Source organism: Duganella sp. GW821-FHT07G03, from assembly GCF_059418605.1.
In genome coordinates this window covers 16,767-31,729 of the sequence record NZ_JBWKQE010000023.1, presented here as the reverse complement: position 1 = coordinate 31,729, position 14,963 = coordinate 16,767, and the positions used below count along the sequence as shown (strand labels likewise).

At 63.0% G+C, this 14,963-nt stretch carries 15 protein-coding genes; all 15 read left to right on the top strand.

Going from position 1 to position 14,963, the window contains the following annotated elements:
- The first annotated feature begins 61 nt into the window (after nucleotides 1-61).
- On the top strand, nucleotides 62-643 hold the full coding sequence (locus tag AC07OK_RS24290; RefSeq protein WP_494692697.1) for a DUF2059 domain-containing protein: 582 nt from the start codon (nucleotides 62-64) through the stop codon (nucleotides 641-643).
- Between the two features lie 10 nt (nucleotides 644-653).
- Nucleotides 654-1,748, top strand: coding sequence for a 3-phosphoserine/phosphohydroxythreonine transaminase (gene serC / locus AC07OK_RS24285; RefSeq protein WP_494692696.1), 1,095 nt, complete (start codon nucleotides 654-656; stop codon nucleotides 1,746-1,748).
- Between the two features lie 4 nt (nucleotides 1,749-1,752).
- Nucleotides 1,753-2,826 (top strand): prephenate dehydratase, encoded by a 1,074-nt coding sequence (gene pheA, locus AC07OK_RS24280; protein ID WP_217940774.1) that lies wholly within the window; start codon nucleotides 1,753-1,755, stop codon nucleotides 2,824-2,826.
- A 24-nt stretch (nucleotides 2,827-2,850) separates the two neighbouring features.
- Nucleotides 2,851-3,960: a histidinol-phosphate transaminase gene (hisC, locus tag AC07OK_RS24275; protein WP_494692695.1), complete on the top strand. Its 1,110-nt coding sequence runs from the start codon at nucleotides 2,851-2,853 to the stop codon at nucleotides 3,958-3,960.
- 2 nt (nucleotides 3,961-3,962) lie between these two features.
- On the top strand, nucleotides 3,963-4,865 hold the full coding sequence (locus AC07OK_RS24270) for a prephenate dehydrogenase (RefSeq protein WP_494692694.1): 903 nt from the start codon (nucleotides 3,963-3,965) through the stop codon (nucleotides 4,863-4,865).
- 30 nt (nucleotides 4,866-4,895) lie between these two features.
- Nucleotides 4,896-6,209, top strand: coding sequence for a 3-phosphoshikimate 1-carboxyvinyltransferase (aroA, locus tag AC07OK_RS24265; RefSeq protein ID WP_494692693.1), 1,314 nt, complete (start codon nucleotides 4,896-4,898; stop codon nucleotides 6,207-6,209).
- Nucleotides 6,210-6,223: 14 nt separating this feature from the next.
- Nucleotides 6,224-6,892 (top strand): (d)CMP kinase, encoded by a 669-nt coding sequence (cmk, locus tag AC07OK_RS24260; RefSeq protein ID WP_494692692.1) that lies wholly within the window; start codon nucleotides 6,224-6,226, stop codon nucleotides 6,890-6,892.
- 104 nt (nucleotides 6,893-6,996) lie between these two features.
- Nucleotides 6,997-8,676: a 30S ribosomal protein S1 gene (rpsA, locus tag AC07OK_RS24255; RefSeq protein ID WP_020705490.1), complete on the top strand. Its 1,680-nt coding sequence runs from the start codon at nucleotides 6,997-6,999 to the stop codon at nucleotides 8,674-8,676.
- 10 nt (nucleotides 8,677-8,686) lie between these two features.
- Entirely contained in the window at nucleotides 8,687-8,992 is a 306-nt protein-coding gene (locus AC07OK_RS24250) for an integration host factor subunit beta (protein WP_008446215.1), read from the top strand.
- A 79-nt stretch (nucleotides 8,993-9,071) separates the two neighbouring features.
- A complete protein-coding gene (locus AC07OK_RS24245; RefSeq protein WP_494692691.1) occupies nucleotides 9,072-9,374 on the top strand; it encodes a LapA family protein in 303 nt (100 codons plus the stop codon).
- A gap of 23 nt (nucleotides 9,375-9,397) precedes the next feature.
- Nucleotides 9,398-10,573, top strand: a complete 1,176-nt coding sequence (lapB, locus tag AC07OK_RS24240; RefSeq protein ID WP_494692690.1) for a lipopolysaccharide assembly protein LapB — start codon at nucleotides 9,398-9,400, stop codon at nucleotides 10,571-10,573.
- Nucleotides 10,574-10,586: 13 nt separating this feature from the next.
- A complete protein-coding gene (locus AC07OK_RS24235) occupies nucleotides 10,587-11,954 on the top strand; it encodes a UDP-glucose dehydrogenase family protein (RefSeq protein ID WP_494692689.1) in 1,368 nt (455 codons plus the stop codon).
- Nucleotides 11,955-11,965: 11 nt separating this feature from the next.
- Complete coding sequence (gene rfaE1 / locus AC07OK_RS24230) at nucleotides 11,966-12,913, top strand: D-glycero-beta-D-manno-heptose-7-phosphate kinase (RefSeq protein ID WP_494692688.1); 948 nt, start codon at nucleotides 11,966-11,968, stop codon at nucleotides 12,911-12,913.
- A 131-nt stretch (nucleotides 12,914-13,044) separates the two neighbouring features.
- Nucleotides 13,045-13,464 (top strand): ComEA family DNA-binding protein, encoded by a 420-nt coding sequence (locus tag AC07OK_RS24225; protein ID WP_494692687.1) that lies wholly within the window; start codon nucleotides 13,045-13,047, stop codon nucleotides 13,462-13,464.
- 133 nt (nucleotides 13,465-13,597) lie between these two features.
- Nucleotides 13,598-14,962, top strand: a complete 1,365-nt coding sequence (locus AC07OK_RS24220; protein WP_494692686.1) for a M20/M25/M40 family metallo-hydrolase — start codon at nucleotides 13,598-13,600, stop codon at nucleotides 14,960-14,962.
- The last annotated feature ends 1 nt before the right edge of the window (nucleotide 14,963 follow it).

The window sequence follows — 14,963 nt, the reverse complement described above, 5'->3', positions numbered from 1 at the left end:
GGATAAATGCGACAATAAGACTGATCCCGCTTTTTCTTTTTGAACGACCTTTGAGACGACCATGAAAAAAATAGTAGCAAGCATCGTTACCGCATTCGCCCTGATCAGCGCCCCAGCCTTCGCGCAAGCAGACGCCGCCTCCACCGCCGCCGCCCAAGAGCTGTTCGACGCGATGAACCTGCGCTCGCTGATGACCGGCGTGATGCAGCAGATGGCGCAAACCATCGGCACTTCGATGCGCGCCGGCGCCGAGGCGTCGATCAAGAACAACCCGGCGACCACGCCGGAACAGAAGAAACAGGCGCTGGCCAAGATGGAAGCCGAACTGCCGCCCGCCATCAGCACCCTGCAGGGCGCCATCAACGATCCGGCCATGATCGACGAGATCCTCGCCGAATCGATTCCGCTGTACGCGCGCACCTATAGCGCCGATGAACTGAAGCAGATCGCCGCCTTCTACCGCACCCCGGTCGGCGCCAAGATGCTGGCCACCATGCCCAAGCTGACCGCCGAGAGCATGCAGATCGGCCAGGCGATCGCGATGCGACGCCTTGGCCCGCTGATGCAGAAGCAGCAGGAGCAGCGGCAAGCGGTGCTGGAGCAGGAGCAAAAGCAGAAGCCGAAACAACCCGCCAAAAAATAAGGATCGCAACGTGACTCATATCTATAACTTTTCGGCCGGCCCCGCCGTATTGCCGAAGGAAGTGCTGGCGCAAGCCGCTGCCGAAATGCTGGACTGGCATGGCAGCGGCATGTCCGTCATGGAGATGAGCCACCGCGGACCGGAGTTTATTTCGATTTACAAGGCAGCCGAGCGCGATCTGCGCGAGCTGCTGGCAGTACCGGACAACTACAAGATCTTGTTCATGCAGGGCGGCGGACTATCGCAGAACGCCCTGGTGCCGCTGAACCTCGTCGGCCACAAGCCGCAGCCAGCGACCATCGATTTCATCCACACCGGTTCGTGGTCGGGCAAATCCATCAAGGAAGCCGCCAAGTACGCCAACGTCAACGTCGCCGCCTCGTCGACGATGTCGGTGCCGCCGCAGTCGGAGTGGCGGCTCACTCCCGGCGCGGCCTATCTGCACCTGTGCACCAACGAGACCATCGACGGCATCGAATTCGACTTCGACGCCGGCGTGCCCGCGCCCCACGATGACGTGCTGCTGGTGGCCGACATGTCCTCGCACATCCTGTCGCGCCGCATCGACGTCTCGAAGTACGGCCTGATTTTCGCCGGCGCCCAGAAGAACATCGGCCCGGCTGGCGTCACCATCGTCATCGTGCGTGAAGACCTGCTGGGCAAGGCGCTGCCGGCCTGCCCGTCGGCGTTCGACTTCAAGCTGGTGGCCGACAACGAGTCGATGTACAACACGCCGCCCACCTACGGCATCTACATCGCCGGCCTGGTGTTCCAGTGGTTGAAACGGCAGGGCGGCGTGGCCGAGATGGAGCAGCGCGCCATCGCCAAGGCCAAGCTGCTGTACGACGCACTCGACGCCAGCGATTTTTACCAGACCCGCGTAGCGAAAACCAGCCGCTCGCGCATGAACGTTCCTTTCTACCTGAAGGACGAAAATCAGAATGAAGCATTCCTGGCCGGCGCCAAAGCGCGCGGCCTGCTGCAACTGAAGGGCCACAAGTCCGTCGGCGGTATGCGTGCATCGATCTACAACGCGATGCCTATCGAGGGCGTGCAAGCGCTCGTAGACTACTTGAACGAATTCGCCGCCAGCAACGGAAAGTAAAGCCATGAACGACAAACTGACACCCTTGCGCGAGCAGATCGACGCCATCGATGCCCAGATCCTCGACCTGTTGAACCAGCGCGCCAAGGTGGCGCAGCAGGTCGGCCACGTCAAGGCCGAGACCAACGCGCCGGTATTCCGTCCCGAACGCGAGGCGCAGGTGCTGCGCGGCGTGGCCGAGCGCAATCCCGGCCCGATGGGCGACACCGAGCTGCAAACCATCTGGCGCGAGATCATGTCCGCCTGCCGCTCGCTGGAGAAGCGCGTCACCATCGCCTTCCTTGGCCCCGCCGGCACCTACACCGAGCAGGCCGCGTACCAGCAGTTCGGCACCGCCGTCGACGTGCTGCCTTGCTCGTCGATCGACGAAGTGTTTCGCGCCACCGAGGCCGGCACCGCCGAATTCGGCGTGGTGCCGGTCGAGAACTCGACCGAAGGCGCCATCGGCCGCACGCTGGACCTGCTGCTGCATACCTCGCTGTCGATCAGCGGCGAAGTGTCGCTGGCGGTGCGTCACAGCCTGTTGACCGGCACCGGCAATATGGACGGCGTCACCGCCATCTGCGCCCACGCGCAGGCGCTGGCGCAGTGCCAGATCTGGTTGAACAACAACTACCCGGACATCGAGCGCCGCGCCGTCTCGTCCAACGCCGAGGCGGCCCGCATGGCGCGCGACGACCACAGCATCGCCGCCATCGCCGGCGAGCGCGCGGGCGTGCGCTACGGCCTGGGCACGGTCAAGGCCAACATCCAGGACGATCCGCACAACCGCACCCGCTTCGCCGTGATCGGCCAGTTGAAGGCCGGCCCGTCGGGCCAGGACCGCACCTCGCTGGCGCTGGCCGCGCCGCACAAGGCCGGCTCGATCTACCGCCTGCTTGGTTCGCTGGCCCGCCACAACGTGTCGATGACGCGCTTCGAATCCCGCCCGGCCCGCACCGGCACGTGGGAGTACTACTTCTACGTCGACGTCGAAGGTCATGTGCAGGACGAGGGCGTGGCCAAGGCGCTGGAGGAATTGCAAGGCAATGCAGCCTTCTTCAAGGTGCTGGGTTCCTACCCGGTCAGCCTGACTTAACCGTTATTTTTATAGAGAGAGACCATGCCCAAGAACTACGGCCCCGAATACGTCCGCGCTATCGCTCCTTACCAGGCCGGCAAACCGATTGCGGAAGTCGCGCGCGAATTTGGCCTCGATGAAGCGGCCATCGTCAAACTGGCGTCGAACGAGAACCCGTTCGGCGTGCCGCCGTCGGCAGTGCAGGCGATGACCGCCGCCGCCGCGGACCTGGGCCGCTACCCGGACGCCAACGGTTTCGATTTGAAGGGCGCGCTGTCCAAGCGCTACGACGTGCCGGCCGAGTGGATCACGCTGGGCAACGGCAGCAACGACATCCTGGAAATCGCCGCCCACGCCTTCGTCGAGCGCGGCCAGTCGGTGGTGTATTCGCAGTACTCGTTCGCCGTGTACGCGCTGGCGACCCAGGGCGTGGGCGCGCGCCACATCGTGGTGCCGGCCAAGGACTACGGCCACGACCTGCCGGCCATGCTGGCCGCGATCCAGGACGACACCCGCCTGGTCTTCATCGCCAACCCGAACAACCCGACCGGCACCTTCATCCCGGCCGCCGAGATCCAGGCCTTCCTGGACAAGGTGCCGGCCAATGTGGTGGTGGTGCTGGACGAGGCCTACAACGAATTCCTGGCGGAGGAAAACCAGTTCGAATCGGCTTCCTGGGTCAAGAAGTATCCCAACCTGCTGGTCTCGCGCACCTTCTCCAAGGCTTACGGCCTGGCCGGTTTGCGCGTCGGTTTCGGCATCGCCCAGCCGGCGCTGACGGACCTGATGAACCGCATCCGCCAGCCGTTCAACGTCAACTCGATGGCGCAGGCGGCGGCGATCGCCGCGCTGAACGACAAGGACTTCCTGGCGCAGAGCGCGACCAACAACGCCGCCGGCTACCAGCAGTTCACCGAGGCGTTCGACCAGCTGGGCCTGCAATACGTGCCGTCCTACGGCAACTTCGTGCTGGTCAAGGTCGGCAGCGATGTGGGCGCCGGCGCGCGCGTCAACCTGGCGTTGCTGAAGCAGGGCGTGATCGTGCGTCCGGTCGGTAACTACGGCTTGCCGGAGTGGCTGCGCATTTCCATCGGCCTGCCGCAGGAAAACGCGGTGCTGATCGCGGCGCTGACCAAGGCACTGGCGGAGTAAGAATGCTGAACAAGGTCGTCATCTTTGGCGTGGGCCTGATCGGCGGATCGTTTGCGCGGTCGCTGAAAAAGGCCGGCGCCGTCGGCAGCGTGGTCGGCATGGGCCGTTCGGCCGCCTCGCTCAAGCGCGCGCAGGAACTGGGCATCATCGACGTCATCGGCGGTGACATGCGCGAGGCGCTCGACGGCGCCGACCTGGTGCTGCTGGCCACGCCGGTGGCGCAGACCGAGGCGATCCTGGCGGCGCTGGCGCCGCATTTGCAGCCCGGTACCGTGGTCACCGACGCCGGCAGCACCAAGTGCGACGTGGTGGCCTCGGCGCGGCGCGCATTGGGCGGCAAGGTCGCCCAGTTCGTGCCGGGCCATCCGATCGCCGGCCGCGAGACCAATGGTCCCGAGGCGGCGATCGACGACCTGTACGTCGGCAAGAAGGTGGTGCTGACGGCATTGGATGAAAACGCGGCGGTCGATGTCGAGCGTGTGGCCGCCGCGTGGCGCGCCTGCGATGCGATCATCCATCGTTTGACGCCGCAAGAACATGACAAGGTGTTTGCCGCCGTAAGCCATTTGCCGCATTTGCTGGCGTATGCGCTGGTGGACGACATCGCGAACAAACCGCATGCAGATTTACTGTTCCAGTATGCGGCCAGCGGCTTCCGCGATTTCACGAGGATCGCGGGATCGTCGCCCGAAATGTGGCGCGACATCAGCCTGGCCAACCAGTCGGCATTGTTGACGGAGCTGGATGCTTATCTGGCACAATTGACGGGCCTGCGTGCCCGTCTGGCCGCCGGTGACGGGGCAGGGCTGGAGTGTGTGTTCAGCAACGCCCAGCGCGCCCGCCACCAGTGGATTACAGCGATCGAGGCGGCCGAGGCGCCGCCGTCGCAAGCGAACGAAGCTTAACTGCGCAGACTAATAGATCAGGAAATCAGCATGACCCACGAATATATCGACCTGCAAACGGTCGCGCATGTGCAGGGCGCGGTGCGCCTGCCCGGCTCCAAATCCATTTCCAACCGCATCCTGCTGTTGTCGGCGCTGTCGCGGGGCGACGTCGCCATCGTCGACCTGCTGGCCTCGGACGACACCGCCGTCATGCTGGCCGCGCTGCGCTCCCTCGGCGTGCAGTGGGCCGAAGAGCAAACCGCCACCGGCACCATCCACCACGTCAAGGGCGTGGCCGGCGTGCTGCCGAACAAATCGGCCGATCTCTTCATGGGCAACGCCGGCACCGCGATCCGTCCGCTGACCGCCGCGCTGGCCGTGATCGGCGGCGACTACACGCTGCACGGCGTGCCGCGCATGCACGAGCGTCCGATCGGCGACCTGGTCGACGCGCTCAACGCCGCCGGCACCAACGTCGAATACACCGGCAACCCCGGCTTCCCGCCGCTGCATATCAAGCAGGGCAAGATCCACGCGCAGCGCCTGTCGGTGCGCGGCGATGTGTCGAGCCAGTTCTTGACCGCGCTGCTGATGGTGGCGCCGCTGATGGCGCGCGAGCATGCGATCGCTATCGACGTGGTCGGCGAGCTGATTTCCAAGCCCTACATCGAAATCACGCTCAACCTGATCCGCCGCTTCGGCGTGACGGTCGAGCAGAACGGCTGGGAGTCGTTCACCATCCAGCCCGGCCAGGTCTACCAGTCGCCGGGCACCATCCACGTCGAAGGCGACGCCTCGTCGGCCTCCTACTTCCTGGCGGCCGGCGCGATCGCCGGCGGCCCGGTGCGGGTCGAGGGCGTGGGCAAGGACAGCATCCAGGGCGACGTGCGCTTCGCCGCCGCGCTGGAGCAGATGGGCGTGCAGATCACCATGGGCGACAACTGGATCGAAGCCAAATCGAACGGCGTGCTGAAAGCCATCGACGCCGACTTCAACCACATCCCCGACGCCGCGATGACCATCGCCATCGCCGCGCTGTACGCCGATGGCACCAGCACGCTGCGCAACATCGCCAGCTGGCGCGTCAAGGAAACCGACCGCATCGCCGCCATGGCCACCGAGCTGCGCAAGGTCGGCGCGATTGTGGAGGAGGGCGCCGACTACATCAAGGTCACGCCGCCGGCCGTCATCACGCCTGCTACCATCGATACCTACGACGATCACCGCATGGCGATGTGCTTCTCGCTGGTGTCGCTGGACGGCGCCGCGCGCAAGGGCAATGTCATGCGCATCAACGATCCCAAATGCGTGGGCAAGACCTTCCCCGAGTATTTCGCCGCCTTCGCAGCGATAGCAAAATAAATAAAGTGAACTAAATGGTAACTTCCGCAATTCCAGTCATCGCCATCGACGGCCCTACCGCATCCGGCAAGGGCACTGTCGCGCACCGCGTCGCCGATAAGCTCGGCTTCCACTACCTGGATTCGGGCGCCCTGTACCGACTGACGGCGCTGTCGGCCCTGCGCCGCGGCACCGATCTGAGCGACGAGCACGCGCTGGCCAAGCTGGCCGAGCACCTGCAATGCAGCTTCCAAGGCGGCGACATCATCCTGTCGCACGAAAACGTCACCGAGGCCATCCGTGCCGAAGAGGTCGGCAACACCGCTTCAAAAATAGCAACTTTCCACGCCGTGCGCCACGCGCTGCTGGGACTGCAGCTGGGCTTCCGCAAGGCGCCCGGCGTGGTGGCCGACGGCCGCGACATGGGTTCGGTGATCTTCCCGAACGCCGTGCTGAAGGTATTTTTGACCGCCAGTGTGGCGGCGCGTGCGGAACGTCGCTATAAGCAATTGATTGACAAAGGAATTTCTGCTAGTATGGAAGACCTACTGATGGATTTGCAGGCGCGTGACGACCGGGATACAAACCGGACCATCGCGCCGCTGGTCCCCGCAGAGGGGGCGCATGTGCTCGATACCTCGAATTTGACCGCTGACGAAGCGGTCGCCCAGGTGTTGCAGTGGTATGCGGCCATCGGTAAATAGCTGGTGTTGCGGTCGCTCTGATGTCCGCAACGTTTATTAACCCTAACCCAACTGAAGTCGCATTCGCGAGCCTTGTTGGTAACCTGGAAGTTACAATGTCTAATATGGAAAGTTTTGCAGCCCTCTTCGAAGAATCCCTGTCGCGTCAAGACATGCGTTCGGGCGAAGTGATCTCGGCTGAAGTCGTTCGTCTGGATCACAACTTCGTGATCGTCAACGCCGGCCTGAAATCGGAAGCATTCATCCCAGTTGAAGAATTCAAGAACGACCACGGCGAACTGGAAGTCAAAGTAGGCGACTTCGTTTCCGTGGCGATCGAATCGCTCGAAAACGGTTTCGGCGATACCATCCTGTCGCGCGACAAGGCCAAGCGTCTGGCTTCGTGGCTGGCACTGGAAAAAGCAATGGAATCGGGCGAAATCGTCGTCGGTACCGTCAATGGTAAAGTCAAGGGCGGCCTGACCGTTCTGACCAACGGCATCCGCGCGTTCCTGCCGGGCTCCCTGGTTGACACCCGTCCAGTAAAAGACACCACCCCATTCGAAGGCAAGACCCTCGAATTCAAAGTGATCAAGCTGGATCGCAAGCGTAACAACGTGGTTCTGTCCCGCCGCGCCGTCATCGAAGCTTCGATGGGCGAAGAGCGTCAGAAACTGATGGAAACCCTGAAAGAAGGCACCGTGGTTACCGGCGTCGTCAAAAATATCACCGACTACGGCGCGTTCGTGGATCTGGGCGGTATCGACGGCCTGCTGCACATCACCGACCTGGCATGGCGTCGTGTGCGTCACCCATCGGAAGTGCTGACCGTTGGCCAGGAAATCACCGCGAAAGTACTGAAGTACGATCAAGAGAAGAACCGTGTGTCCCTGGGCGTCAAGCAACTGGGCGACGATCCTTGGACCGGTCTGTCCCGTCGTTACCCACAAAGCACCCGTCTGTTCGGTAAAGTAACGAACCTGACCGACTACGGCGCGTTCGTTGAAGTCGAGCAGGGTATCGAAGGTCTGGTACACGTTTCCGAAATGGATTGGACCAACAAAAACGTCGCTCCAAACAAAGTTGTCCAGCTGGGCGACGAAGTTGAAGTGATGGTTCTGGAAATCGACGAAGAGCGTCGCCGTATTTCGCTGGGCATGAAGCAGTGCAAGGCGAATCCATGGGATGACTTCGGCGTGACCCACAAGAAGGGCGATAAAGTCCGTGGCGCGATCAAATCGATCACCGACTTCGGCGTGTTCATCGGCCTGGCCGGCAACATCGACGGCCTGGTACACCTGTCCGACCTGTCCTGGACCGAAACCGGCGAAGAAGCCGTACGTCGCTTCAAGAAAGGTGACGAACTGGAAGCCATCGTTCTGGCCATCGACGTTGAGCGCGAGCGCGTTTCCCTGGGCGTCAAGCAACTGGAAGGCGATCCATTCAACAACTTCGCAGCCATGAACGACAAGGGCGCACTGGTCACCGGCACCGTTAAATCGGTTGAGCCTAAAGGCGCCGTGATCCAACTGTCCGAAGAAGTTGAAGGCTACCTGCGTGCCTCCGAAATCTCCCGCGACCGCGTGGAAGATGCCGGTACCCACCTGAAGGTTGGCGATTCCGTTGAAGCCCTGGTCATCAACATCGATCGCAAAGCTCGCAGCATCCAGCTGTCGATCAAAGCGAAAGACAACGTCGAGACCCAGGAAGCCATGCAGAAGATGGCAGCGACCGACAACAACGCAGCTTCGGGCACCACCAGCCTGGGCGCGCTGTTGAAAGCCAAGTTCGATAACAAGAACTAAGAACTAGTCGATGACTAAGTCCGAATTGATCAACCGCCTGGCTGAGCGTTATTCTCAGCTGGTGGCCAAAGATGCGGAGTATGCCGTCAAGACCATTCTGGATGCGATGACCAACGCCCTGGCGACCGGTCAACGCATCGAGATCCGCGGTTTTGGCAGTTTTGCTCTGAATAGCCGGCCACCGCGTATCGGACGTAATCCGAAGTCGGGCGACAAAGTGATGGTGCCTGAAAAACGGGTGCCTCACTTCAAGCCGGGCAAGCAATTGCGCGAGCGGGTTGACGCGATGGTCGGGCAACCGATCATTGAGGACTGAAGCGTCTGATGAGTTAAAATAAAAGCGGCGTCTACGGATGCCGCTTTTTTTTAGAAATACTGAACAGGAAACCCGGCTAATGAAATTTATATCCACGATTATTGGATTCGTTCTTTTCGTCCTGTTTTTTGGCTTTGCCTTGAAGAATACGCAGGAAGTCGATCTGCATTTCTTCCTTCACTATGATCTGCACGGACCGCTGGTCCTGATGCTGCTGGGCTTCTTTGTGGCCGGCGCCTTCCTGGGCGTGCTGGCGCTGACGCCCACCGTGTTCCGCCACCGCCGCGAAACGAACAAGCACAAGACCACGATCACCACGCTGCAATCGACCGCGCTGCAAGCCAATGCCCAGCCGCAGCCGGACAGCATCAACACACAATAAACGCACAATAAAAAATACAAAGCATGGAATTCGAACTTTGGTGGTTATTGGGTATCCCGGTCTTCTTCGGACTGGGCTGGGTCGCCGCGCGCGTCGACATACGTCAACTGGTGTCGGAATCGCGCACGCTGCCGCGCGGTTATTTCAAGGGTCTGAACTTCCTGCTCAACGAGCAGCCGGACAAGGCGATCGACGCCTTCATCGAGATCGTCCGCATGGACCCGGAAACGGCCGACATGCACTTCGCGCTGGGGAATTTGTTCCGCCGCCGCGGCGAGACCGAACGCGCCATCCGCGTGCACCAGAACCTGCTGTCGCGTCCCGACCTGCCGCAGGAGCAGAAGGAGCACGCGCAGTATGAACTGGGCATGGACTACCTGAAGGCCGGCCTGCTGGACCGCGCCGAGGAAACCTTCAACGCCATGGTCAGCGGCCAGTACGCCGTGCAGGCGCGCCGCGCGCTGCTGGAGATCTTCCAGCGCGAGAAGGAGTGGCCGCGCGCCATCGAGGCGGCGCTGGGCCTGCAGGAGTCCGGCGCCGGATCGCGCCAGAAGGAAATCGCGCAGTTCTACTGCGAGCTGGCGCAGGACGCGCTGGTGCACATGCATCCGGAAGAAGCCTTGCCGTTGCTGGAGAAATCGCTGCAGGCGGACCGCGTCAACGTGCGCGCCACCATGCTGAGCGGCGACGCCCAGCTGGCGCAGGGCGAGGTCGAAGCCGCGCTGCTGATCTGGCGCCGCGTCGAGCAGATCAGCGTGCCGCATACGGCGCTGGTGGCGCAGCGCATCATGGACGCCTACCGCAAGGTGGGACGTCCGCAGGAAGGCGTCAACCTGCTCAAATCCTATCTGGAACAGGCCTCGTCGATCGACCTGATCGAAGTGGTGTACAAGGCGGTGCTGGAGCTGGACGGCGTGGAAGCGGCCAAGCAGCTGGTCAGCAATGAGCTGCGCCGCACGCCGACCCTGCTGGGCCTGGACAAATTGCTGGAGGCGCGCCTGATGGATGCGCCGGCCAACCTGGTGCCGGAACTGTCGATGGTGAAGAACCTGGTACACGGTTATACGCAGAAGCTGGCGCGCTACCAGTGCAGCCACTGTGGTTTCAAGGCGCGCCAGTTCTACTGGCAGTGCCCTGGATGCAGCCGTTGGGAGACCTACCCGCCGCGCCGCACCGAAGAACTCAACGTCATGAATTAAGAAGAGCACCAACATGAAAATCACCATCATCGGCACCGGCTATGTAGGCCTCGTCACCGGCGCTTGCCTCGCCGAACTGGGCAACGACGTTTTCTGCCTCGACGTCGACCAGAAAAAAATCGACCTGCTCAATAACGGCGGCATCCCTATCCATGAGCCGGGCCTGGAGGAAGTGGTGGCGCGCAACCGCGCCGCCGGCCGTCTGCAATTCTCCACCGACGTCGCCGCCTCGGTCGCCCACGGCTGCCTGCAATTCATCGCCGTCGGCACGCCGCCGGACGAAGACGGCTCGGCCGACCTGCAATACGTGCTGGCCGCCGCCAGGAACATCGGCAAGTACATGACCGAGTTCAAGGTCATCGTCGACAAGTCGACCGTGCCGGTCGGCACCGCCGACCGCGTCAAGGCTGCGGTGCAGGACGAACTGGCCACGCGCGGCGACGCTTCCAAGTTCTCGGTGGTGTCGAATCCCGAGTTCCTGAAAGAGGGCGCGGCAGTGGAAGACTTCATGCGCCCGGACCGCATCGTCATCGGCTGCGACAGTACGCCGGAAGGCGAGAAGGCCCACGGCCTGATGAAAAAACTGTACACGCCGTTCAACCGCAACCACGAACGCACCTTCTGGATGGACGTGCGCTCGGCCGAGTTCACCAAGTACGCGGCCAACGCCATGCTGGCCACCCGCATCTCGTTCATGAACGAACTGGCCAACCTGGCCGACCAGGTGGGCGTCGACATCGAAGCGGTCCGCCACGGCATCGGCTCCGATCCGCGCATCGGCCACAGCTTCCTGTACGCCGGCGCCGGCTACGGTGGTTCCTGCTTCCCGAAAGACGTGCAGGCGCTGGAACGCACCGCGCGCCAGTACGACCAGGACCTGCTGATCCTGCGCGCCGTGGAAGCGGTCAACGACAAGCAAAAGCTGGTACTGGGCCAGAAAGTGGTCAAGCGCTTCGGCGAGGATTTGAGCGGCAAGCACTTCGCGGTCTGGGGCCTGGCCTTCAAGCCGAACACCGACGACATGCGCGAAGCCCCGGCCCGCGTGCTGATCAAGCAGCTGCTGGACGGCGGCGCGACGGTGGCGGTCTACGACCCGGTCGCGATGACCGAAGCGAAGCGCGTGCTGGAGCTGGACCTGACTGCGGCCGAAATGGCGCGCATCCGCTTCGCCACCACGCCGATGGACGCGCTGACCGCCGCCGAGGCATTGGTGATCGTCACCGAATGGAAGGCCTTCCGCAGCCCGGACTTCGACCGCATCAAGTCGTCGCTGAAGCAGGCCATCATCTTCGACGGCCGCAACCTGTTCGAGCCGGAAGTGATGGCCGAAGCGGGCTTTGAATACCACGGCATCGGCCGTTCCATCCTGACCCGCGTTTAAACGAGGCCACTGTGAGCACCAACGTCACGACATATCAAGCACCGGCACTGGATAAAGTGCGCATCCTGGTTGTAGGCGACATCATGCTGGACCGCTACTGGTTCGGTGATGTCAGCCGCATTTCGCCGGAAGCGCCGGTGCCCATCGTCCGCATCGAGAAGCGCGAAGCGCGCCTGGGCGGCGCCGCCAACGTGGCGCGCAACGCCGCAGCGCTGGGCGCGTACGCCGGCCTGCTGGGCGTGGTCGGCGCCGACGAGGCCGGCAATGAAGTGGAGCAGATGCTGCACAGCGGCGGCATCCAAAGCTATTTGAAGCGCGACGACGCCATCTCCACCATCATCAAGCTGCGCGTGATCGGCCGCCAGCAGCAGATGGTGCGCATCGACTTCGAGGAAGCGCCGACCGACACCGTGCTGCGCGACAAGCTGCTGCAATTCAAGGCGCTGCTGGCCGACTATGACGTGATCGTGTTGTCGGACTACGCCAAGGGTTCGCTGGTCAACGTGGCCGACATGATCGCCTCGGCGCGCGCCGCCGGCAAGGTGGTGATGGTCGACCCGAAAGGCGACGACTTCACCCGCTACGCCGGCGCCACCGTGCTGACCCCGAACAAATCGGAAATGAAGCACATCGTCGGCAACTGGAACAGCGAAGAGCAACTGACCGCCAAGGCGCAGCAACTGCGCACCGAGCTGAAGCTGGATGCGCTGTTGCTGACCCGCTCGGAGGAGGGCATGACCCTGTACACCGACGGCGACCGATTCCACATGCCGGCCCAGGCGCGCGAGGTGTTCGACGTCTCCGGCGCCGGCGACACGGTGATCGCCACCATGGCCGCCATGCTGGGCGCCGGTGTCGGCTGGAACGAAGCGGTGCAGACGGCCAATCGCGCCGGCGGCATCGTGGTCGGCAAGCTGGGCACGGCGACGGTCACGCGCGAGGAGCTGTTCAACGCCTGATGGCCGGGCTTTGATACTTGTCACAAAAGCTTCATGGATTATCTGTCAACCGTCGTCGAGGCTGGCCGTTAAGGGTGTTCAAGGCGCGGTTGTCGCCCTTGCTTTTCACCCACCTTCATGGAGATTGAGACATGTTCAAGAAAATTTTGCTGGCAGTTGCGACCCTGATCGTAACGATGGGCTTCGCTTTCGCGCAGGTCGACGTCAACAAGGCTGACGCCGCCGCGCTGGATGCGGTCAAGGGCATCGGTCCGGTCAAGTCGAAGGCCATCCTGGAAGAGCGCAAAAAAGGCGATTTCAAGGATTGGGCGGACTTCGAGAAGCGTGTGAAGGGCATCGGCGAGAAAAACGCCGTCAAGCTGTCGCAAGCCGGCCTGGTCGTGAACGGCAAGCCACTGGACGGCGCGCCAGCCGCAGCAGCACCAGCCGCCAAGGCCGATAAAGGCGCCGACAAAGCCGCCGCCAAAGCCGACAAGGCCGCAGCGAAAGCCGCCGCCAAGGCCGACAAGGCCGCCGCCGCCTCCACGCCGGCCGCTCCGCCTGCCAAGTAATTAACCCCCGTCAAGAAACGCCGGTACTGAATTTGTTCAGGCCGGCGTTTTTTTTGTTGATGATTTGTTTCCGGGTGAAAATCACTCATGGTTACGTGGGAAGATATTCCGACCATTCCACCGGAGACAGCAGATGCCTAAAAATTCGCTCATCTTGTCCGCCCTGACCGTGCTGGCCGCCGCGCCCGCCGTCGCGGCCACGCCCGACACCACCCGCCACCAGGCCCAGATCGACCAGATCGTCCAGGAGATTTCCCCGGCCCGCATCGAAGGCTATATCAACAAGCTGGTTGGCTTCCGCACGCGCCACACGATGTCGGACACGCTCTCCGAGACCGAAGGCATCGGTGCGGCGCGGCGCTGGATCAAGAGCGAACTGGAGCGCTGTGGCGCGGCCCAGGGCGGCCGCCTGCAAGTGGCATTCGACAGCCACATCGCGCCGGTCTCCGCGCGCATCAGCCGCCCGACCGAGATCGTCAACGTGGTGGCGACCCTGCCGGGCACGCAGTCCGCCTCCGTGGACCGCATGTACGTGGTCAGCGGCCACTACGACTCGCGCAACACCGACATCATGGACGCCAAGGGCGACGCGCCCGGCGCCAACGACGACGCCTCCGGCACCGCCGCCGTGATGGAGATGGCCTGCGTGATGGCCAAGTACAAATTCGACGCCACCCTGGTCTTCATGACGGTGGCGGCGGAAGAACAGGGCTTGCTGGGCGCGGCGCACTGGGCCGAGCAGGCCAAACAGAAAAACCTGAACATCGCCGGCATGTTCACCAACGACATCATCGGCAGCTCGCGTGACGAGCACGGCAAGGTCGACAACACGCAAGTGCGCCTGTTCGCCGAAGGCCTGCCGGTGCAGAAGGAAAACAGCGACACCGTGCGCACCTTGATCCAGACCGGCGGCGAGAACGATTCGCTGTCGCGCCAGCTGGCGCGGGCGGTGAAGGAAGCGGGCGAGCGTTATGTGCCGAAGTTCAAGGTCAACGTCATCCAGCGCCGCGACCGTTACCTGCGCGGCGGCGACCACATGCCGTTCCTGGAGCGCGGCTACGCGGCGCTGCGCTTCACCGAGCCGGCCGAGGACTTCAACCACCAGCATCAGAACATCCGCACCGAGAAGGGCGTGCTGGTCGGCGACCTGCCGCAGTACGACGACTTCAACTACATCGCCCAGGTGGCGCGGGTGAACGCGGCGGCCTTGTCCTCGCTGTCGCTGGCGCCGGCGGCGCCGGCCAAGGTGCAGGTGCGCACCGCCAAGCTGCAGAACGATACCGAGCTGGTGTGGCAAGCCAACGCCGAGCCGGACCTGGCGGGCTATCGCATCGTCTGGCGCGACACCGCGTCGGCCGAATGGCAGGGCGGCCAGTTCGTCGGCAAGGCCACCGAGTTCACCGTGCCGCTGTCGAAGGACAACTACTACTTCGGTGTGCAAGCCATCGACAACGACGGCAACGCCAGCCCGGCCAGCTATCCGACGCCGTTGCGGTGAT